14 protein-coding genes, 4 tRNA genes and 1 pseudogene are annotated in these 21857 nt (G+C 39.3%); 3 read left to right on the top strand and 16 right to left on the bottom strand.

From position 1 onward, the window contains the following. Positions 1-38: 38 nt before the first annotated feature. From trhA to DNJ77_RS03150, 15 genes are all read right to left on the bottom strand, one after another. Positions 39-716: a PAQR family membrane homeostasis protein TrhA gene (gene trhA, locus DNJ77_RS03220; RefSeq protein WP_116963565.1), complete on the bottom strand. Its 678-nt coding sequence runs from the start codon at positions 714-716 to the stop codon at positions 39-41. Between the two features lie 261 nt (positions 717-977). Beyond that, positions 978-2615 (bottom strand): carboxylesterase/lipase family protein, encoded by a 1638-nt coding sequence (locus DNJ77_RS03215; protein ID WP_116963564.1) that lies wholly within the window; start codon positions 2613-2615, stop codon positions 978-980. Between the two features lie 499 nt (positions 2616-3114). Then, complete coding sequence (rpoC, locus tag DNJ77_RS03210) at positions 3115-7404, bottom strand: DNA-directed RNA polymerase subunit beta' (RefSeq protein WP_204723356.1); 4290 nt, start codon at positions 7402-7404, stop codon at positions 3115-3117. 87 nt (positions 7405-7491) lie between these two features. Next, positions 7492-11583 (bottom strand): DNA-directed RNA polymerase subunit beta, encoded by a 4092-nt coding sequence (rpoB, locus tag DNJ77_RS03205; protein ID WP_116963562.1) that lies wholly within the window; start codon positions 11581-11583, stop codon positions 7492-7494. A gap of 178 nt (positions 11584-11761) precedes the next feature. Continuing rightward, positions 11762-12136 carry a 50S ribosomal protein L7/L12 gene (gene rplL, locus DNJ77_RS03200; RefSeq protein ID WP_116963561.1) on the bottom strand — a complete coding sequence of 125 codons (375 nt, stop codon included), beginning with the start codon at positions 12134-12136 and terminating at the stop codon, positions 11762-11764. A 44-nt stretch (positions 12137-12180) separates the two neighbouring features. After that, complete coding sequence (rplJ, locus tag DNJ77_RS03195) at positions 12181-12699, bottom strand: 50S ribosomal protein L10 (protein WP_116963560.1); 519 nt, start codon at positions 12697-12699, stop codon at positions 12181-12183. Between the two features lie 241 nt (positions 12700-12940). After that, entirely contained in the window at positions 12941-13636 is a 696-nt protein-coding gene (gene rplA / locus DNJ77_RS03190) for a 50S ribosomal protein L1 (RefSeq protein ID WP_116963559.1), read from the bottom strand. After that, positions 13629-14072 (bottom strand): 50S ribosomal protein L11, encoded by a 444-nt coding sequence (rplK, locus tag DNJ77_RS03185; protein ID WP_116963558.1) that lies wholly within the window; start codon positions 14070-14072, stop codon positions 13629-13631. The genes rplA and rplK overlap by 8 nt, the downstream gene beginning before the upstream one ends. A gap of 97 nt (positions 14073-14169) precedes the next feature. Then, positions 14170-14763: a transcription termination/antitermination protein NusG gene (nusG, locus tag DNJ77_RS03180; protein WP_116963634.1), complete on the bottom strand. Its 594-nt coding sequence runs from the start codon at positions 14761-14763 to the stop codon at positions 14170-14172. A gap of 51 nt (positions 14764-14814) precedes the next feature. Next, a complete protein-coding gene (gene secE, locus DNJ77_RS03175) occupies positions 14815-15231 on the bottom strand; it encodes a preprotein translocase subunit SecE (RefSeq protein WP_116963557.1) in 417 nt (138 codons plus the stop codon). Between the two features lie 81 nt (positions 15232-15312). Then, positions 15313-15388, bottom strand: a tRNA-Trp gene (locus tag DNJ77_RS03170). 23 nt (positions 15389-15411) lie between these two features. Beyond that, complete coding sequence (gene tuf / locus DNJ77_RS03165; protein ID WP_116963556.1) at positions 15412-16596, bottom strand: elongation factor Tu; 1185 nt, start codon at positions 16594-16596, stop codon at positions 15412-15414. Between the two features lie 34 nt (positions 16597-16630). Then, a tRNA-Thr gene (locus DNJ77_RS03160) sits at positions 16631-16706 on the bottom strand. A gap of 46 nt (positions 16707-16752) precedes the next feature. After that, positions 16753-16826: transfer RNA gene (locus DNJ77_RS03155), tRNA-Gly, on the bottom strand. 17 nt (positions 16827-16843) lie between these two features. Continuing rightward, positions 16844-16928, bottom strand: a tRNA-Tyr gene (locus tag DNJ77_RS03150). Positions 16929-17087: 159 nt separating this feature from the next. On the opposite strand from DNJ77_RS03150, the gene DNJ77_RS03145 reads away from it, so the two are divergent. The 3 genes and pseudogenes from DNJ77_RS03145 (at position 17088) to DNJ77_RS03140 (ending at position 18687) form a co-directional block, all read left to right on the top strand. Next, positions 17088-17657: a DUF4124 domain-containing protein gene (locus tag DNJ77_RS03145; protein ID WP_157966575.1), complete on the top strand. Its 570-nt coding sequence runs from the start codon at positions 17088-17090 to the stop codon at positions 17655-17657. Positions 17658-17829: 172 nt separating this feature from the next. Next, positions 17830-17973, top strand: a pseudogene (locus tag DNJ77_RS10075) (IS4-like element ISLpn9 family transposase); the annotation flags it as partial. Between the two features lie 168 nt (positions 17974-18141). Continuing rightward, positions 18142-18687: a DUF6434 domain-containing protein gene (locus tag DNJ77_RS03140; protein WP_116963554.1), complete on the top strand. Its 546-nt coding sequence runs from the start codon at positions 18142-18144 to the stop codon at positions 18685-18687. Between the two features lie 264 nt (positions 18688-18951). On the opposite strand, the gene DNJ77_RS03135 is transcribed toward DNJ77_RS03140, so the two are convergent. Then, positions 18952-21666 (bottom strand): hypothetical protein, encoded by a 2715-nt coding sequence (locus DNJ77_RS03135; protein WP_116963553.1) that lies wholly within the window; start codon positions 21664-21666, stop codon positions 18952-18954. Between the last annotated feature and the right edge of the window lie 191 nt (positions 21667-21857).

Raw genomic sequence — 21857 nt, 5'->3', positions numbered from 1 at the left:
TATCACTTACGCAGATAAAAGTACTTTATTTCCGATTTCTAGTCCATCCTAGCAACGTATAAATAGATTGCAAAAAAATGGGCTAGACTGCCAGCAAAAACGAATAAATGCCACAAGAAGTGACAAAACTCAATTTTTTCATCCAGCATATAAAAGACAACGCCACTGGTATATAACGCCCCTCCTAGCACAATCCACATGAGACAACCGCCTGGTAATGCTTCTACAATCTGCACAATAAATCCTAGTGCCGTCCAGCCCATAATGACATATAACGCAGTAGATAACCAACCATCACCAAAAAATAATATTTTATAAATAAAACCAGCAATCACAGATCCCCATAAAATAGCAAGAATCAACCAACTATTAACGCCTGATAAAGCGATAAGTGCAATAGGAGTATAAGTACCAGCAATAAGTAAATAAATATTTAAATGATCAACTTTTCGTAACACTTTTTTCCATTTTGGATGAGTAATACCATGATATAAGCTTGATGCAGCATACATTGAAATAAGCGTTAAGCCAAAAATAGTAACTGCTATGACATTGACCATGTACCCCGTATCTGCTGCACGCAAGATCATCAAAATAAGTGCAATGATACTAAATCCTGCTCCAATCGCATGAGTTAACGTGTTCAATAATTCTTCACGTCTTGAATACAAGTCCTTATGCTTTTTCATAGCTATATCTTCATTTGTTACAAGCATAAAATCACTTATTTTTTTCGTTTAAAGTATGCTTATTTTGAGCTATATGTTGTCATTAAGCAAAATCTAATCACTACTTTTCTGTCATAACATATTATTTTGTTGAGCATGGCTAGAAATGAGGATAAAGCAAATTCAAATCCAAAAAAACTCGTAATTGATTTGTTCATTAGGAGTTTTCCAATTCTTTAAAACCTGATAAATCGCTCATCCTTATGCGTACAGACAGACGATGCCTCCAATTCCACCCCGTACAGAATATCACTGGGTTAGGATAGACGGATACTGAGTCTTCCAAAACTCACAGTGGTGCGAAACACCTGAATTGAAATAACCAAGCTTGCCCGGTTCGAAGTTCATGACCCTGTCTTCTCGATCAAAAATACCCCAGACCGGTGCGTCCTGTGCGCTTGGTTTACCAGTTCTGGCAAAGCTCGTGAAGTAGGCTACCATCTGTTCAGAGAGCTTTTGCGAGGTGGGTGAGAGATTGGGACCTGCAAGCATACGAGTGTTATCGTAATGAGGGAATTGATAGATCAGTTCGGAAGAGTGGACCGCGCCCATCTCGAAACCGGGATTGGTTGTTACCGGCGGTGCGGTGCGATCGGCAAACACGAACTGATAAACTGGTACGAACTTGCGCATCAACTTAGCACTTTCCAGGTAGATACAGTGATTGATACCAACATCCGGGCGGAAATCTGACCAAACAGTGCCCAGCGCAGAAGCAACCGAGGAATAATTGCTTGCCGGATACTGTTTCACAATAGCGTCGGTTTTGTCGCCATAGGTCTGTTTCAATAGTTCGGCGTAGTTATCTGCCGTAATGCTTTGCCCAGCCTGCATGGCATAGGCAACGTACAGACGCAACTCATCACGCGTGCCACCATACATCACAGGCACCTTGACGAACTTGCCTGCAGGGAATGCCTCCGCCCCTGGTAGCGGGTTCGTTTTGGTACCGATGATCGGCATATAAGTAAGGATATTCGAGCCCGAAACTTTCACCGCCCCGTTGAGAAGATCCTTGACCGGCTTGTTGCGCAAACAAGACAGTGCTGTTGCCTCATCCGTACAGCCAACCTGTTGGGCTACCTGCAGACCAATCTTGTTGGCGTCCTCGACACTCGGCAGTGGGGTAGCGCAGCCGGCACTCTCAATAATAGCCTTGTGGAATAAGCCGGAGGTTTCATCTGGCGCTAGGATGTGCATACAGACGCCAGCACCGCCGGCCGATTCGCCGGCGATTGTCACGTTATCAGGGTCTCCTCCGAAGGCAGCGATATTCGCCTTCACCCAGCGCAGCGCAGCGCGCTGATCCTCTAGACCGTAACCGCCGTTGTGATCCGCCTCTAAGGAGGGATGAGCCATAAATCCGAACACGCCGATCCGGTAGTTCATCGAAACCATGACCACGTCACCGCTCTTAGACATATAATCCAGCGGATAGAGGGTACTTGATCCGCCCACAAACGCCCCGCCATGCAGCCAGACGATTACTGGGCGCTTACGGGACAGATCCGATGCTTCCTTGTAAGGCGCTGTGACATTGATATATAAGCAATCCTCATTCTCACTGGATTCGGGGATGCCATAGCGCTCAACCTGCGGACAGATGCTCTTATATTGAGAGACATCCAGTACGCCACTCCACGCCTCTGCAGGTTGCGGCATAGCCCAACGCAAATCACCAACTGGAGGTCTGGCATAGGGGATACCCTTAAACTCCCGCACACCATTGCGGATGACGCCCCGTACAGCACCCTTATTGGTCAAAACCAAGGCAGGATCAGCGTCAACCTCGTCAGTATTATGAGCATATAGTGAGAAAATACCTCCCAGCAGGACTATGATGCCAGTCAGGACCAAAAGACAGTTGAATAAGAACTTACGAATCATGGGACACTACTCCTTGTGAATTTCAATAGGTTGTGACTGATTAAAAATACTTATGCTCGTTACAAAATGAGTAATCGTATTCATTTTTTCTCCTTGAAATTAAATGTTAGTTGGATAAGAGAGCTACATTACCGCGGCTCTCCCTTTTTAGGGGCTACTTAAAAACGCTAACGTTGTCCAAAAATAATTTTTTCCACATCCCTATTTGTCCTTTCTTTACTATTATCTATCCCATATTAAAATGTAAGCATTTAATTCAGATTAGATAATCTTTTATTTCAGCCTGTAAAGCAGGTTAAACTAATCCTTTTGTTAATTGCTTTAATAGAAAAGCAGATTTAAACAAGTTTGATAAATCAGCATTTGATTTGATAGTAAAATCAAGTCCTTATCCTAGTACTTCAGTTTGTTGTTCCTGTTTCATCTTTCATTCGTAGATTATACATTGTACCCATTATAACCTACGAAAAAATTTACACAGTTATTTTAATGTACCCACTTATTCATCATCTTCATCATCTTCTGACTCGGCTACATTAAAATCATCGTCACTTATGACAAACAGATCCTCCAAGTCAACGCTGTTTTCCTCGTTATCTGCATTTAACGCAGCACTTAGTGCCATTTCCAACTCATCCATAGATGGTCCTGATTCCAATGTTTCCATTTCTTCGATGTGCTTACGCTTACGCTCTTGGTGATAAGCAAGTCCTGTTCCAGATGGAATCAAACGACCGATGAGAACATTTTCTTTTAAGCCACGTAAATAGTCTTGCTGACCACTCACCGAAGCTTCTGTTAAGACACGTGTTGTTTCTTGGAAAGATGCTGCTGATAAGAATGACTCCGTTGACAATGAAGCTTTCGTGATGCCTAATAAAATAGGCTCATAAACTGCTACAAGCTTGCCTTCTGCAAGAAGCTTATCATTTTCTTCCAGTACTTGCACAAGCTCAACCGGTTCACCATCAACAAATTTACTATCTCCTGAGGCGAGGATGTTTACCTTACGCAACATTTGACGGGTAACGGTTTCAATATGCTTATCATTAATGCCCACACCTTGTAAGCGATAAACTTCTTGAATTTCATTGATAATATATTCAGCAAGCGCATGTACACCTTTCAAGCGTAGGATTTCATGCGGATCAAACGGACCATCACAGATAATTTCCCCTTGTGAAACATGCTCACCTTCAAATACGTTAATATGACGCCATTTAGGAATCATAATCTCAATTGGCTCACCTTCTTCAGGCAAAATAATCAAGCGACGCTTGCCTTTTGTTTCTTTACCAAAACTCACCACTCCAGAAACTTCTGCCAAAATAGCGGCATCTTTTGGACGGCGAGCTTCAAACAAGTCAGCTACGCGTGGAAGACCTCCGGTAATATCCTTGTTTTTTGAGCCTTCTTGTGGAATACGTGCAATAACATCACCCACTTCAATTTGCGTGCCATTTTCAATATTTAAAATCGCACCAATCGGCATAAAATAACTTGCAGGAATATTGGTATTAGGAAAGCATAGCTCCTCACCAACCTCATTGATCAAGCGTACAAGTGGTCTTATATCTCTATTACCACTCTTCTGTGAATCAGATGTAATAACAATACTAGACAAACCAGTCATTTCATCCGCTTGATGCTTCATGGTCACACCATCAATAAAGTCAACGAAATTGATATGACCTGCAACCTCGGCAACAACGGGATGGGTATGTGGATCCCAGGTTGCAACGATAGCACCAGCTTTTACTTGAGTGTCATCATTGACTGGTAACACTGCACCGTATGGCACTTTATATTTTTCGCGCTCACGACCAAACTTATCGATAATACCGATTTCACCTGAGCGTGACACCACCACATGGTTACCTTCACGATTCTTAACTGTTTTAATGTTGTTGAACTTGATTCTGCCACCATTCTTGATCTGAACATTATTTTCAGCCGTATCTTGAGATGCCGCACCTCCAATATGGAAGGTACGCATCGTCAACTGCGTTCCTGGTTCACCGATGGATTGTGCCGCTACAACACCAACAGATTCACCCATATTGACCAAGTGACCTCTTGCCAAATCTCTACCATAGCATTTAGCACATAAACCACGACGAGTTTCACAAGTAATAGATGAGCGAATAACGACTTGATCGACGCCATGTTGCTCAATCAATTCTACAGTTTTTTCATCAAGCAAGGTGCCAGCTTCAACCAAGACTTCATCTTCACCTGGGTTATAAATATCCTCTGCATTGACTCGACCTAATAAACGTTCCCCCAATGGAACAACAACGTCTCCTCCTTCAATCAGCGCTGATACTGTCAGACCCTTGTTTGTACCACAATCTTCTTCAACGATAACCAAATCTTGAGCGACATCAACCAAACGACGTGTCAAGTACCCTGAGTTTGCTGTTTTTAATGCTGTATCGGCAAGCCCTTTACGCGCACCGTGGGTTGAAGTAAAGTATTGCAATACTGACAAACCTTCACGGAAGTTTGCAGTAATTGGCGTTTCAATAATGGAACCATCTGGTTTTGCCATGAGCCCACGCATCCCTGCAAGCTGTCTAATTTGAGCTGCAGAGCCCCTTGCACCTGAATCTGCCATCATATATACAGAGTTGAAAGACTCTTGTTCAACTTCATTTCCTACTTTATCCTGGACTTTTTCTTTTGCGATCACTTCCATCATCGACTTAGCAACTTTTTCATTAGCACGCGACCAAATATCGATAACCTTATTATAACGCTCACCCGCAGTCACTAAACCACTGGCATACTGCTCAGAAATTTCTTTGACTTGACTTTCTGCTTCAGTGAGGATCATTTCTTTGGCATCAGGAATGATCATATCATCGATCCCAATCGAAATGCCTGATTTCGTTGAGTACTTATAACCAGCATACATTAGCTGGTCAGCAAAAATAACTGTTGCCTTTGTGCCTAAACGACGATAACACTGATCAATAATTTTGGCAATTACCTTCTTAGTTAAAGATTGATTAATCAACGAAAATGGCAAACCTTCTGGTAAAATACTGGATAATAGTGCACGTCCTACGGTTGTTTCCACGACACCCTTTTCATCGATATATTTGCCAGATTCAAGCAATACTTTATGATTCAAACGCACCTTTATTTTAGCATGCACATCAACCACTGCCGCATCATATGCACGCTGAACGTGCAATAGATCAGCAAATAATTTACCTTCACCTTTGGCATTTACCCGCTCACGTGTGATGTAATAAAGACCAAGCACAATATCTTGTGTTGGTGCAATCACAGGCGTACCACTAGCAGGAGACAAAATGTTATTGGTTGACATCATCAGCACACGCGCTTCAAGCTGAGCTTCTAACGTTAATGGCACGTGAACTGCCATTTGATCCCCGTCAAAGTCTGCATTAAATGCCGTACACACTAATGGATGTAACTGAATTGCTTTACCCTCGATCAGTGTCGGTTCAAATGCTTGAATACCTAATCTATGCAAAGTTGGCGCACGGTTTAGAAGCACCGGATGCTCACGAATCACTTCTTCCAAAATATCCCAAACTAAAGCTTCTTCCCGCTCAACCATTTTTTTGGCTGCTTTAATTGTTGACGCATGACCATAGTGTTCAAGTTTAGAATAAATAAATGGCTTAAATAATTCTAATGCCATTTTCTTTGGCAAACCACATTGGTGCAACCGCAAAGTTGGTCCCACTGTAATCACAGAGCGACCAGAGTAGTCTACACGTTTACCAAGAAGGTTTTGACGGAAACGGCCTTGCTTACCTTTAATCATATCAGCAAGTGATTTAAGCGCACGCTTATTTGAACCGGTAACTGCGCGCCCTCTGCGCCCATTATCTAATAGCGCGTCCACCGCTTCTTGTAACATACGTTTTTCGTTTCTAACGATAATATCAGGTGCACTTAACTCTAATAAACGTTTTAAACGATTGTTACGGTTAATGACACGACGATATAAGTCGTTTAAGTCTGAGGTTGCAAAACGTCCACCATCAAGTGGCACCAATGGACGTAAATCAGGGGGTAATACTGGTAAAACCGTCATAATCATCCACTCAGGCTTATTACCCGAATCACGGAATGATTCTAATAATTTTAAACGCTTAGTGAGTTTCTTAAGCTTGGTTTCTGAGTTTGTTGTTGGAATCTCTTCTCGAATCACTTCAATCTCATGATTTAAGTCTGTATCCATCAATAGTTTTTGAATCGCTTCGGCACCCATTTGTGCTTCAAATTCATCACCGTACTCTTCTAAGGCATCCAAATACGTTTCTTCATTTAGCAGCTGACCTTTTTCAAATGGTGTCATCCCAGGATCTGTTACGGCATAGGCTTCAAAATATAAAATGCGCTCAATATCACGCAAGGTCATATCCAACAGTAACCCTATACGAGATGGTAATGACTTCAAATACCATATGTGTGCCACTGGACAAGCAAGGTCAATATGCCCCATTCTGTCACGTCGTACACGCGCTTGCGTTACTTCAACGCCACACTTTTCACAGATAATCCCGCGATGCTTTAAACGCTTATATTTGCCACACAAACATTCATAATCCTTAATTGGACCAAAAATTTTAGCACAAAATAAACCATCTCTTTCTGGCTTAAAAGTACGATAATTAATTGTTTCTGGCTTTTTCACTTCACCATATGACCATGAATGGATCATTTCAGGGGAAGCAAGAGCGACTCGAATACGGTCAAACTCTAAATCTTTACCTTGCTGTTTCATACCGCCTAGTAAGTTTTTCAAGGCTTCTACTCCTATTCTTTGCAAAGTTTGATTACATGTTACAGAGATGCTTTCTGCAACGATTTAATGAATTGCGACTCAATAAGATTAATTATTCAAGTCAGACTCAAGATCAATATCGATAGCTAATGCACGTACTTCTTTCATTAGTACGTTAAACGATTCTGGAATACTTGCATCCATCCTGAAATTACCATCAACGATGTTCTTATACATCTTGGTACGACCATTCACATCATCTGACTTCACGGTTAACATTTCACGCAATGTATATGCTGCACCATACGCTTGTAGCGCCCACACCTCCATCTCACCAAAACGCTGACCACCAAACTGGGCTTTACCACCTAGCGGCTGTTGTGTTACCAGACTATACGAACCTGTCGAACGTGCGTGCATCTTATCGTCTACTAAGTGATCTAGTTTCAGCATGTACATGTATCCCACGGTTACAGGTCGATCAAATGCCAAACCAGTACGACCGTCAAATAGCTGCATCTGACCGCTTTCGTTGATATCGCAAAGTTTTAAAAGATCTTTGATGTCTTTCTCTTTTGCACCATCAAACACAGGCGTTGCAATAGGTACACCTGCTTTTAAGTTATATGCCATCTCAACGATTTGATCATCATCTAATTGCTTGAAATCCACTTTTTTATGACCAATGGTGTTGTAGACTTCCTCTAAAACTTTGCGGATATCTTGTACTTTTTGGCTAGCTTCTAACGCATCACTTATTTTGTGTCCTAGAGAACGTGCAGCTAACCCCATATGTGTTTCCAGCACCTGACCAATATTCATACGAGAAGGAACACCTAACGGATTTAGAACGATATCCATTGGCGTGCCATCTGCAAGGTATGGCATATCTTCAATAGGTAGAATACGAGATACTACACCTTTGTTACCATGACGCCCTGCCATCTTGTCACCTGGCTGAATACGACGTTTAACGGCAACAAACACCTTAACAATTTTAAGTACTCCAGGCGATAGATCATCTCCTTGAGTTAGCTTTTTCCGCTTAACTTCAAACTTTACCTCAAAATCTTTGCGAGCCTGTTCAATTTGCGCTTTACAACGAGCGATAGCTTCGGTTGTCGCTTCATCTTCAACACGAAGATCTAACCATTGCATAAACTCAATGGTTTTCAAATATTCTTTTGTGATTTCTTGACCACGCCTTAAGTTATTTGGACCAGCTAATGCTTTTTTACCACTTAACTGTTCAAATAGATAAGAGCGTACAGCACCTTCAACAATACGATATTCGTCACGCAAGTCTTTACGAATGCGTACCAGTTCCTCTTTTTCAATTTCAACTGAACGTGCATCTTTTTCGACACCATCACGAGTGAAGACTTGCACATTAATAATCGTACCGTACATGCCAGTTGGCATTCTCAATGAACTATCTTTAACATCAGAAGCCTTCTCACCAAAAATAGCGCGTAATAACTTCTCTTCAGGAGTTAACTGTTGCTCTGCTTTGGGTGTAATTTTAGCAACCAAAATATCCCCTGGAACAACGTTTGCACCAATATGAATAATACCTGAGGCATCAAGTTTATTAAGTGCATACTCACTTACATTTGGAATATCGGCTGTAATTTCTTCTGCCCCAAGCTTAGTGTCACGTGCAATACAAGTTAACTCTTCGATATGAATAGAAGTATAACGATCATCCTCTACAACACGCTCAGATAAAAGAATAGAATCTTCAAAGTTAAAACCATTCCAAGGCATAAATGCAACGAGTAGGTTTTGACCTAGTGCTAATTCGCCCATATCCGTTGAAGAACCATCTGCTAAGATATCACCTTTTCTGATTACATCACCAGGTTCTACAATTGGGCGCTGGTTAATACACGTATTTTTATTAGAACGACGGAATTTGGTCAAATTATAAATATCAACGACAGAATCACTTTCACCAATTTCATCATTGTTCACACAAACAACGATACGACCACCATCTACTGAATCAACAACACCTGAGCGTTTAGCAACAATACAAGTACCTGAATCACTTGCAACGATACGCTCCATTCCAGTACCAACGAGTGGCTTTTCAGCTTTTAATGTAGGTACAGCTTGGCGTTGCATGTTTGATCCCATGAGTGCACGGTTAGCATCATCGTGTTCTAAAAATGGGATAAGCGCTGCCGCCACGGATACCATTTGTTTGGCAGATACATCCATATATTGTACTTGATCTGCTGTTGTAAAAATTGCCTCACCTTTTGAGCGACATTGAATAAGCTCATCTGTTAAACGGCCTTTGTCATCCATTGAAGCAGATGCTTGCGCAATCACATAATTGCCTTCATCAATTGCAGACAAGTATTCAATTTCATCCGTTGCAACACCATCCATTACTTTACGATATGGGGCTTCTAAGAAACCATAATGGTTGGTACGCGCATAACACGCTAAAGAATTAATCAAACCAATGTTTGGACCTTCTGGCGTTTCAATTGGACACAAACGACCATAATGTGTAGTGTGTACGTCACGCACTTCAAAACCAGCGCGATCTCTTGATAAACCACCAGGGCCCAATGCAGATATACGACGTTTATGCGTAACTTCTGATAGCGGGTTATCTTGATCCATAAATTGTGATAACGCACCCGAACCAAAGAATTCTTTAATCGCGGCGGTAATTGGTTTAGCATTGACCAGATCTTGTGGCATTGCACTCTCACGATCAACTAAAGATAAACGCTCACGCACGGAACGCTCAACACGCACCAAGCCTACCCTAAATTGATTTTCAGTCATCTCACCTACCGCACGAATACGACGATTACCTAGGTGGTCGATATCATCAACTTCACCACGACCATCTCGAATATCAATCAAGGTTTTTACAACGTCGATAATATCTTCTTTGCTTAATATCCCTTCACCTTTGTCGGATTTACGTCCCAAACGATTGTTAAATTTCATCCGACCAACTGCTGATAAATCATAACGCTCTTCAGAAAAGAATAAACCTTGAAATAAGTTTTCAGCAGATTCTTTTGTTGGGGGTTCACCTGGGCGCATCATACGGTAAATTTCAACAAGCGCTTCATCACGATTGCGACAAATATCACTACGCAATGTATCGGCAATATAAGCCCCACGATCTAAATCATTGGTGTTGAGCGTTTGGAATTTATTAACACCACGATCAGACAATTTGTCTAACAATACCGGAGTAATTTCTTCGTTTGCTTCAGCCAACAACTCACCTGAAGTTTCATCTACAATACGACCATATAATACTTTGCCAATTACGTAAGAAACAGGGACTTCCATTCGGTCAAGCCCTTGCTCTTTCATGACCTTAGTATGACGCGCTGTGATGCGCTTGCCTTCAGAAACGAGCACCTTATTGTCTTGGTCTAAAATATCAAACGATGCCGTTGTGCCTTTTAATGAATTAGGGTCAAACGTCATCATTAACACACCATCCTGGACTTCAAAGTCAACTGGCTCATAAAAAATCTTTAATAATGCTTCGTTAGTATAACCCAAAGCCTTTAACAAAACTGTTGCTGGTAACTTACGACGTCTATCTATACGCACATAAAGCAAGTCTTTTGGGTCAAACTCAAAGTCTAGCCATGAACCACGATATGGAATAACACGTGCTGAATGCAATATCTTACCTGAGGAATGGGTCTTGCCTTTATCGTGATCAAAAAATACCCCTGGTGAGCGGTGCAACTGAGACACCACAACACGCTCAGTACCATTGATGATAAAGGTCCCATTTTCCGTCATAAGCGGAATTTCACCCATGTAAACTTCCTGTTCACGAACATCTTTCACCGCCTTACTATCTACCGGTGCATCTTTATCGTAAACAACCAATCGTAATTTTACACGCAAGGGTGCAGCATAAGTTACCCCTCGAATGCTACACTCATTTTCATCAAATGTAGATTCACCTAAACGGTAGCTTACATAATGAAGTTCGGAATAGCCAGAAGCGCTAGCAATCGGAAAAACAGATTTAAACGCTGCTTCTAAGCCAATATTTTTACGCACTTGCGGCTTAACTTCTTGTTGTAAAAATTCTTTGTATGAATTTACTTGAATGGCAAGCAAATATGGAACATCTAGAATATTAGGAAGATTCCCAAATTCTTTACGGATTCTTTTCTTCTCAGCGTATGAGTACGGCATCAGGCACTTCCTCTGATCACATTCATTTTAACCACTAAACCATGCCAAAAGTTTGAAAAAACTTTATTTATCTGCGACCACAGATTCAGCCACAAATCATATTTATCACATAGCAGAAAAGGCCAACAAGTAAAATATACCTGTTAGCCTTTTGCTTTAACTTAATGTAATCGAAAAATTACTTAAGCTCAACCTTAGCACCAGCTTCTTCAAGCTGCTTTTTAAGTGCTTCAGCATCTGCCTTAGAAGCACCTTCTTTGATTGTAAAAGGAACGCCTTCAACTGCGTCTTTTGCTTCTTTCAAGCCTAAACCAGTTGCTGCGCGAACTGCTTTAATCGCACCAACTTTATTAGCACCTGCATCAACTAAAACAACGTCAAACTCAGTTTTCTCTTCAACAGCAGCAGCTTCGCCTGCAACTGGAGCTGCAACTGCAATAGCAGCTTGAGCAGAAACACCAAATTTCTCTTCCATCATTTTAACTAACTCACAAACATCCATAACGCTCATTTCAGCAACTGCATTTAGAATGTCTTCTTTAGTAATAGCCATTATATAACTCCTATTAAATAATTTATTTCAAAAACGAAAAGTGGTTATTTTGCATCACCAACAGCAGCAAATACGCGAACAGCTTGCGCTGGAATTTCATTAAGCGTACGCACAAACTTGGTAACAGGTGCTTGCAATACATTGCACAACAATGCAAGTGCATCGTTGCGACTTGGAAGCTTAGACATTTCTTCCAACTTGTTGGCGCCGAATAATTCGCCACCCATTGCTAAGTTCTTCACTTCAAAAGTTTTATTGTTCTTCATAAAATTTTTGAATAATTTAGCAGCCGCACCTGGCTCTTCTTTCGAGAAAGCCAAAACCAAAGGACCCACAAGTGCATTGCTCATGCACTCAAACTCAGTTCCTTTGATCGCGATTCTTGCTAAATTATTGCGAACAACTTTTAAATAAACACCTGATTCACGAGCTTGCTTACGTAAATCACTCATTTGATTCACAGTCAAACCACGGTAATCAGCCACCGCTGCAGACAATGCCAAGGATGCTTGTTCAGCAACTTCTGCCACAATCGCTTTCTTATCTTCAAGCTTTAGCGCCATTAGCTAATCCTCTTGTTTTTGTCTACGTTATTTAATACGATGTTTGAAACCAAATAAAAATTTCTCTTTTAGGTCACATTCACCGTCTGCGTAGGAAATTAAGCAACCTTTCAGTTACACCTACGGTCTTTGACATCACTAACTCAATAGATATTAAGCAGTTGACCCAAAGAAACTTAATATTCAAGCAAAGCTTCTGCACACGCATACATTCTGCCTGATGAGAAAAAGGCTGCTTATCTTAAACCTCAATTGTGCTCATGTCAAGCATAAGACCAGGACCCATTGTACTAGAAACTGTCACTTTTTTGATGTACACGCCTTTTGCATTTGCTGGCTTTAGCTTTTTCAAGTCAGTTAAAAGCGTTTCTAAGTTTTGCTGTAACGCTTGTGGTGCAAAGTCAGCCTTACCAATGGTGGTGTGAATAATACCAGCTTTATCAACGCGGTAACGTACCTGACCTGCTTTTGCATCTTTAACCGCTTGCGCTACATCAGTTGTTACAGTGCCAACCTTAGGGTTAGGCATTAAACCCTTAGGTCCCAAGATTTGACCCAACTGACCAACAACACGCATCGCATCAGGGGTAGCGATTACAACGTCAAAATCTATATTGCCTTTTTTAACTTCAGCTGCCAAATCATCCATGCCAACAACATCAGCACCTACTTCAGTTGCTTTTGTTACGTTATCACCTTGAGTAAATACCGCAACACGCACAACCTTACCAGTACCGTTTGGTAACACAGAAGCACCGCGCACAACTTGATCTGATTTACGTGGATCAACACCTAAATTAACAGCAACATCAATTGACTCTCTAAATTTAACTTTTGAAAGGTCTTTCAAAAGCTTAAAGGCTTCAGTTACAGGATAAACCTGTAATCTATTTACTTTTTCAGATAAACCTTTCATTCTTTTTGATAACTTAGCCATTACTCACAACCCCCTCAACTTTAAGCCCCATACTGCGCGCAGATCCTGCGATCGTTCTAACAGCAGCATCCATATTTGCTGCCGTTAAGTCGGGTTCTTTTGTTTTAGCAATTTCTTCTAATTGTTCACGAGTCACTGTACCAACAACTTCTTTAGAGGGCTTAGAGCTGCCAGATTTAATTTTTGCTGCTTTCTTCAGCAAGAATGAAGCAGGGGGTGTTTTCATAGTGAATGTAAAACTTCTATCGCTATATACAGTAATAACAACAGGCACTGGCGCACCTTGCTCCATCTTCTGTGTTTGCGCATTAAACGCCTTACAAAACTCCATAATGTTAACACCATGCTGACCTAACGCCGGTCCAATCGGTGGACTTGGGTTTGCCTGTCCAGCTTTAACTTGAAGCTTAATATAAGCCTGCACTTTCTTAGCCATTATTTACTCCTTTTTGGGTATAACGCTATTTTTAATAGCTCCCCGTTACTCACATCTAACTAACTGCTAGACACCTAAAACTTAAACAGCAAACCGTTTAAGCATCTTTCTCTACTTGAGAAAACTCAAGCTCAACAGGCGTTGGACGCCCAAAAATAGAAACTGCAACGTGTACACGCGATTTCTCGTAATTAATTTCCTCGACAACACCTGTAAAATCAGCAAATGGGCCTTCAAGCACACGCACAACCTGACCAACTTGAAAAGTTGTCCTTGGTTTTGGCGCTGTCTTATCTGCACCTACCTTAAGTGAACCCAAGATTCTTTCTGCTTCTTTATCACTAATTGGCATTGGACGCTCACTTGTACCTCCTATAAAGCCACTGACTCTTGGAGTTCTACGCACCAACTGCCATGCTTGTTCACTCATTTCCATCTGAATCAAGACATAACCTGGGAAAAACTTACGCTCACTTTTGCGCTTTTGGCCAGCTTTCATCTCAACCACTTCTTCAGTTGGCACTAATATCTTGCCAAAAAAATGATCTAAACCTTCCAATTTAATACGTTCTTCAATCTGAGCTTTAACACGCTTTTCATATCCTGAATACGCCTGAATCACATACCATCTTTTTTTTGAGTCAATAGCATTTTTTGCTGAAGTTTCGTTAATCGCTTGCGATTTATTCATCTCGGCATTTTCACTGTGAAAATCTTTATCATCAGCAGACATAATAACCTCTTAACTTAAAACTGTTTGGATCAGGCGCATAAACAGCAACCCAACAAAATAAATAATAATGGAAGCAATGGCAACAATAACCAGCACCACCAACGTCGAGTTAATTGTCTCTTGACGCGTTGGCCACACAACTTTTCGCATCTCTAAGCGTGCTTCAAGCAAAAATTGCCAACCCTTTGCACCTTGATTTGTCTGCTTAGCAATCACCAACAGCACGACTATACCAACGATAATAAGCACTGCCATCAACGCTGATGAATCCTTGAATAGCGAGAAATACATACTCGAAAAAACGATGATTGCGGCAATAACAATCATTATCAACCACAATAACTTATTTGCAGTACTGCTAATCTCACGCAAACCAGCTTTTTTTGTCGTGGTTGTCCACACTTTTTTCGTTACGGGATCCTTCATTTAATCGTCTCATCTTTTACTACAAACAAAAACGGCGTGCAATCTTAACACAGATTAACACGCCGTTCAAGTCAATTTATTTGGCAGGCCAGGAGGGACTCGAACCCCCAACTTGCGGTTTTGGAGACCGCTGCTCTACCAATTGAACTACTGACCTACAAGACCTTTGAAGTGTTGATATTAGGCAAGAATTTTAGCCACAACACCCGCACCTACTGTACGACCACCTTCACGGATAGCAAAGCGCAAGCCTTCTTCCATCGCGATAGAATTGATCAACGTAACAGTCATCTTGATGTTATCACCAGGCATGACCATCTCAACTCCTTCTGGCAATTCACAAGAACCCGTTACATCAGTTGTACGGAAATAGAACTGTGGTCTATAACCCTTGAAGAATGGCGTATGACGCCCACCTTCTTCCTTAGATAGAACATACACTTCAGCTTCAAATTTAGTATGCGGTGTAATTGAACCTGGTTTACATAAAACTTGACCACGCTCAACTTCTTCACGCTTGATCCCACGAATCAAGATACCAACGTTTTCACCCGCTTTACCTTCATCAAGAAGCTTACGGAACATTTCAACACCAGTTACAGTAGTAGTTTGAGTTGACTTAATACCAACGATTTCTACCGCATCACCAACCTTAACAATACCGCGCTCAACACGACCAGTCACCACGGTACCACGACCAGAAATCGAGAACACATCTTCAATCGGTAACAAGAATGGCTTATCTGTTTCACGTTGAGGCTCAGGAATGTATTCATCAAGTGTTTTGCCTAACTCAAGAATAGCATCAACCCACTTCTTCTCACCAGCCAAAGCACCCGTTGCAGAACCTTTAATGATTGGCGTCGCATCACCTGGAAATTCATATTGATCTAAAAGCTCACGCACTTCCATCTCAACTAGCTCAAGCAATTCTTCGTCATCGACCATATCGCACTTATTCAAAAATACAACGATGTATGGCACACCTACTTGGCGTGATAACAAAATGTGCTCACGTGTTTGTGGCATTGGACCATCAGCAGCTGAACATACTAAAATTGCACCGTCCATCTGAGCGGCACCAGTGATCATGTTTTTAACATAGTCTGCGTGACCTGGACAGTCTACGTGTGCATAGTGACGGTTTGGTGTTTCGTATTCAACGTGAGAAGTTGAAATAGTAATACCACGTGCTTTTTCTTCTGGAGCATTATCGATTTCATCAAATGCTTTAGCTTGACCACCATAAGCATCTGCAAGCACTTTTGTGATCGCAGCGGTCAATGTTGTTTTACCATGATCAACATGACCAATTGTACCAACATTCAAGTGCGGCTTTTTACGTTCAAATTTTTCTTTAGCCATTATTTACTCCAACGTTTTATTAACAAACCCAACATGGTGCTCACAACCAGACTTGAACTGGTGACCTCTCCCTTACCAAGGGAGTGCTCTACCGACTGAGCTATGCGAGCTTCAATATTTTTTAATTTAATTAACTATACACCTTACAAATCCCTTTGGAGCGGGTGATGGGAATCGAACCCACACTATCGGCTTGGAAGGCCGAAGTTCTACCATTGAACTACACCCGCAAATGGGAAGAAATTCGTGGTGGAGGGGGCAGGATTCGAACCTGCGAAGGCTGAGCCGTCAGATTTACAGTCTGATCCCTTTGGCCGCTCGGGAACCCCTCCAGCGTGCTGGGACCAATCATAGGGGTTTAGTTTTTAAAAATCAACTTTTTTTCATCGATTTTTTTTCCTATAATTGTATGCACCGGATTTGAATAACTTAAGCAGTTAAGACGGGTGCAAGTATATACGAAGAAACACAGATTTTACCAGTATTTTTTTATGCTATTTTTGCTTTTTTTCAGCATTTTAAGTCATGGTGAAATCTATCAATGGCACGACAGCGGTGGCAATGTTGTTTTCTCAAACTCCCCGCCTACTGAAGACCAACCACACCATACGGTTTTTACTGATGATTTAAACATTATCTCTCCCCAAAAGCCCTCAAAAAACAGTAGCAAAGGTGACAATAAAAATAAAATGAATGATATTGAGCTTAGGACAAGCTCTATATTAATAGATAAACCAAAACAAGAAGATCATGAAAGCCTTAAAACCATCAACATTACTGTCATATCCCCAGAAGATAATGCTCACATTCATAACTTTAATCCCATTATCCCTTTAACTACCACTCCAACTTTATCTAAAAACGATCAAGTTTATGTCACCATTAATGACAACCAATTTTATGCAATCTATCAAAACAACACATGGAACATACCACGACCAGAATACCCAGGCAAAAACAAGATCACTATTTTTGGCAAAACGCAAAGTAATGAAACCTTCTTCTCAAATCCAATAATACTGTATGTGCATAACAATCATCTGAAAAAGAAATCTAGGTAGTGTTTTACTTTATCATTTTATATGTCCGACCCCATTCAATTCGGTTGAGATAAAGACCAATTACAGTATTATGCATTAGTTCACTTTTTGAGAAATAGATAGTTTTTCTTGCCTTGGCTATCCCACTGTTTTGGGAAATGCTACCGTATAAAAGTAACTCTAAATGCACTGAAAAATCGAGAATCTTTTTCAGGCACTTAAAGGCAGAGGTTTTAATTTTGAAGATACGCATTTGAACGACTTCAATAAGATTTCAAAGTTAATGGCACTGCTTACTGTCGGCGTTGTGTCGGTTCATAAAGTTGGTGAATACAAAGACGCCAAGATAGTGTAAAAAGAGTTTAGCTATTTTCGTTATGGCTTCGACATGATTGCTAATGCCTATCAAACAGAGCTTTTTCCTTCAGAGCTTTTTCCTTGAAAATTAAAATTGTATAAATTAGAATGGAAATACAAGTAGAATGTGGTAATTGGAAGGAATAAAATGTTTCAAGAAGGAATTTATTATCATAAAGTGGAATTGATTGAATTTTGTAAGCAGGCAAATATTCCTTATACGAATCTTTCCAAACTTGAATTAGAATATGTTTTAAAACATTTTGCACAAACAGGGAAGGTACTAGATATAAGACGAAAGACAAATAAAATAGCCGGTGATTTTCCTTTAAAATTAGAAGCAATCATTTCTCCTAATTTTAAAATAGGTTTCCGGGAAAGAGGTTTTTTTGCAAAATATATTCCAGCTTTTAAATACAATATTCGTTTTAATGCTTGGATGAAAGAAAATAAGGGGATTAAAACCTATAAAGAAGCGATTGCTATGTATCATCAATTGGTAAATATGAAAAATGAAAACATTTCTCCTCAGTTTAAATACATGACTTATATTCGTGATTTTTTTAATGCATATCCTGATAGGAGTAAAGCAACCGCCATTAAATGTTGGAAGATAAAAAAAACTATGCCTAATAGGCATTTTTTTGAACCTTCTGATTTAACTCTATTGGAGGGCAACAATAATATTGACTAATATTATTGTCAAATTTATTAATATGAATTTTATACACTATATCTGTCATCATAAAAACCTAACTGAACTAAATACAGTTTCATAATTTTTTCCTTGATTATAAATTCCTGATAGGTTTGAGTAATAATGTCTACCACACTACGATAATGTTTTCTAGATCACCTTAAGCTTTATTTTCCTGGAGCAGGGTACGAAATTGCTGGAAGTTTGATATAGTTACGGTAAAAAAATTGGTTCACGGAACCCAAACGCAAACTAATTCTCTTAGCTTACACGAAGATAGCTATTCATTGGATTATGTTGATTTTCGTCTCTTTCAAGAGCCTGATACAGCATTTCATCTGCCGAGGATCTCAAAACGTATGACTTAAGTGTACATTGATTGCTTGCGCACTCCTTTAAACGAACCCTTAGACAACCCTGAAATGCCTCATAACTGACGTCTTTGTTTTTAACAAGGTTTAAAAAATCTTGATTTAATGTTTCTGCAACTTCATCTGTAACTTTATAAACCTGACCATTAAACTGAATATTTGTACCACCATAGCCAAATACTTTCTTCACATTTTGAGACGACTTATTACACAAAGACTCCAATAAAGCTGTTTTCTTATCTAGCAACTCTATATCCTGTAGAACACTTTCAAACCAATTACTATCTTTCAGTGTAGTTAAGGTTAAGGTGCGAAGATACTCTTTCCTATACTCAGCCTCTAAAGTACTATAAATGTTATAACAGTCGATCCTGGTCTTAGTTAGCGATGGCAATTTATCTTTAATAGCGTTGACATAGTTGTTCCTATACCTAATATCCAATGTTTCATAAAAGCGGCAAAAGTCAAACCTTGTCTTAGTTAGCGATGGCAGTTTATCTTTAATGGCATCGACATAGTTGTTTCTATAGCTATGGAAAAGAAAGCTATCTAAAAGTTTATAAATATCCTCAAAGTCATTTCTTGTATTAGTTATAGATGCTAAGTTATTGTTAACAGCATTAAAATAACGATTTCTATCACTGGTAGGCAGCTGACCATTAAAGATATTAGATAAATCTATACCCTCAGATAAGGTATTATAAATTTTTTTAAAGTCGTCTCCAGTATTGGTTATAGAAAGTAACCTACATTTAGTAGTTTGAAAATAACTAATCAGCTCTGATTTCGAGAAGAAAGTATCTAAAAGATCATAAATTTTTTTAAAGTCATCCCCAGTATTAGTTATGGAGGGTAGTTTGGTCTTAGCAGCCTCAAAATAGCTGTTTCGCTCTGATTTCCAAAAGAAAGTATCTAAAAGATCATAAATATTTTTAAAGTCATCTCCAGTATTAGTTATGGAAGGTAGTTTGGTCTTAACAGCCTCAAAATAGCTGTTTCGTTCTGATTTCCAAAAGAAAGTATCTAAAAGTTTATAAATATTTTTAAAGTCATCTCCAGTATTAGTTATGGAAGGTAGTTTGGTCTTGACAGCTTCGAAATAATTGTTTTTATTACTACCATCTAAATTGCTATAAATCTTGTAAAAACTATCTCCATCTTTAGTAAGAACGTTTATAGTTATATTTAATAATCTTTCTTTTAGGTCATCAGTGGTATGTGGATCGTTTATTTGATTAGCAATCGCTTTATATATATTTTCATCTTCTTTTATATGCTTCTGGATTGCCTGTTTCGACTCATCACTCAACCTATTCCAAATAGCTAAAAAATGTTTTGGGTACAACAATATATTGCCAAATATATCTTCTTGATTCATTTCATCAACAGATATATCAGAAACTTGCTGCAATATAGTTTCTAAGTCAGAAATATTAATACTTTCCGCATTGTCATAAACAGACTTCATTATTAATTTTCCATTTTGGAAAAAGCATGTAAGATCCAAGGGAAGGGCGTCTATTGTTTTTATTTTTCCTTCATTTTGTAGTTTTCCTATTTCCGCTGTTATTTCTTTATATCGATTATTAATTTTTTTTAACGTCTCCTCATTCCTTTTAGAATCTTTTGTTTCTATAAACTCTTTATCTAAAATAGATTCTAATTCTTTAATAACTGCCTTGAGCGCTTTTGATTTTAAATCAACACAACTACCATCATCAAGTTGGCGTATTTGCGTTACAAGTTTTTCCATCGCCTGCCTATTTTCACCAGTTCCAATGCTTATTAAATTTAAAAAATCGTCCTTATAATAACTCTCCCACTTTCCTCTAAATTCGCCAATTGCAATCGATGCACCAACTCCTGCATACCCTTCTGAACCATATCTACCATTTACACCATTATCAAATAAAGCATTTGCAAGTTTAATAAGCTCTGCTTTTAAAGAATGCCCACTTTCCTCTACTTCTTTTATCTCGTTTTCTAAATTATACGCTTCTCTGATTAAAGAGTTCGAGTTCAAAATACGCTCAAGAAAATCTGAATTAACTGTAATCCTTTTCGGATCATAGGTTTCTTTATACTCATATACTTGTTTCAAATTCTTAATAGGGAAACTTATTATGTTGTCAACGTCTACTAAATTGTCCGCACCATAAAAATGCTGTTGATAAAATGCGATAAGTGTTTGTAAAGAATTTTTATATCCTTTATAAGAAACATATTCATCCCAATTCTTTTTATCCTCTATATTATACAGATCGTCAGAAACAAAGTGTATTTGCGTATTAGGCAAAAGTAACGATAAAGGCGAAACCTTAAATTTGTCGGCAATATCAACCGTAATTTTTAAAATAGCCTTACTAATTTCTGATTCGGGATTCACAGTCAAAAAGGATGAGGTACCTTTTGTTTTATTATAATATTCCTTGTATAACGCTTTAATTTTCTCTAAGTCATTTTCTGCTTTGATTAAATTATCACACAAAGTATTAAACTGCACCAAGGCACTACCGGTGATGACCTCATCCTTGCTGTATGTCTTTTTATGGTGAAAGTGCACTACTTGATTGATTTCATCTTGTATTTTTTTAATATCATTCATATGATTAACCTTTATTTATTTCAAATAATTATTTTGAATTTTCATGCAGAATTATTATTGTATTCTATCTAAATTTAAAGGTGAGAAATTGAAAAAGGACAAAATGTTGCTTATTTTTAAGCATTGTTTTTACCGTTGTTACCTGTCATTTAACATGCCAACTGTTGACATTTTGTGTAGAATAGCGACAG

The sequence above is a fragment of the Fastidiosibacter lacustris genome, assembly GCF_003428155.1.
Classification (GTDB): domain Bacteria; phylum Pseudomonadota; class Gammaproteobacteria; order Francisellales; family Francisellaceae; genus Caedibacter; species Caedibacter lacustris.
Note: the sequence above shows the minus strand (reverse complement) of the source record. Positions and strands in the feature narration are given on the sequence as shown.